The organism is Pseudomonas rhizoryzae (assembly GCF_005250615.1).
In the GTDB taxonomy this organism is placed as follows: domain Bacteria; phylum Pseudomonadota; class Gammaproteobacteria; order Pseudomonadales; family Pseudomonadaceae; genus Chryseomonas; species Chryseomonas rhizoryzae.
Window position 1 is genome coordinate 1 of the sequence record NZ_SULM01000045.1, and the last position, 1,195, is coordinate 1,195.

1 protein-coding gene is annotated in these 1,195 nt (G+C 58.0%); it reads right to left on the reverse strand.

The genetic code is table 11. From position 1 onward, the window contains the following. Window positions 1-26 precede the first annotated feature (26 nt). On the reverse strand, window positions 27-1,112 hold the full coding sequence (locus tag FAZ11_RS24635; RefSeq protein WP_058779285.1) for an IS630 family transposase: 1,086 nt from the start codon (window positions 1,110-1,112) through the stop codon (window positions 27-29). Window positions 1,113-1,195 lie beyond the last annotated feature (83 nt).

The window sequence follows — 1,195 nt, forward strand, 5'->3', positions numbered from 1 at the left end:
CTAGTGTGGTGTTTCAGAAATATCGATCATAAGTTGCGGGTCATGGCCTGAGCTGCCCGGGCTACGCTTGCCAGGATGTCTTCAGCCTTTTTGTACCAGCGAAAAGGGCGAGGATTGGCGTTATGGGTATCGAGATAATGCCTGATCGACTCTTCCAAATCCTGCACGCTGGTATGGGCTTGGCGTTTGATCCATTTCTCGCTCAAGGCCGAGAAGAAGCGCTCCACCAGATTCAGCCAAGACGCGGAGGTGGGCGTGAAGTGCACCTGGTAACGAGGGTGAGCGGCGAGCCAGGCCTTGATCTTGTCGGTCTTGTGCGTGGCGTAGTTGTCCATGATCAGATGCACCGGCACGTCCTGCGGCACCCGGGCCTCGATCTCTTTGAGAAACGCCAGGAATTCGGTACTGCGGTGCCGCCGCTTCAATTGGCCGATCACTTCGCCGGTCGCCATATCCAAGGCCGCGAATAACGAGGTCGTGCCATGGCGCTGGTAGTCATGGGTACGGGTTACAGGATAACCGGGAGCCAAGGGCAAGCTAGGCTGTGTGCGGTTAAGCGCCTGGATTTGGCTTTTCTCATCGACGCACAGTACCAGTGCCCGATCGGGCGGGTTCAGATACAGGCCGACGATGTCGTGAACCTTGTCGACGAAGGCCGGATCCGTCGATAGCTTAAAGGTCTTCTCGCGATGAGGCTTGAGACCAAAGGCATGCCAGATGCGCATCACGCTGGCGGGGGAAAGGCCAGTGGCTTGGCTCATACGCCGGGTGCTCCAGTGACTAGCGTCCTCAGGCTTGGTCTGTAGCACCTGGTCGACGACCGCTTGCACTTGCTGGTCGGTGATCGTCCGAGGGCGACCGGGGCGGCGCTCGTCGTTCAAACCGTCGAGGCGCCACTGACTGAAGCGGATCCGCCAGCGCGAAACCGTATGGACACCGATTCCCAGACGCTTAGCAATGGCCGTTCCCGGCTCACCTTGGGCACAGGCGAGGATGATTTCAGCACGCAGACGCGACTCGGCGGGAGCCTTGCGTTGTCGTGTACGGCGTAGCAGCTCTCTTTGTTCTGCTTCATCGAGCACGATGGGGGCGGCAGGACGACCTGTTCTCATAGCTGACTCCTGTGTCGGAACACTGAATCTCCACAAGCTTAGACCATCAATATATGAGCCTTATTTATGAAACACCACACTAG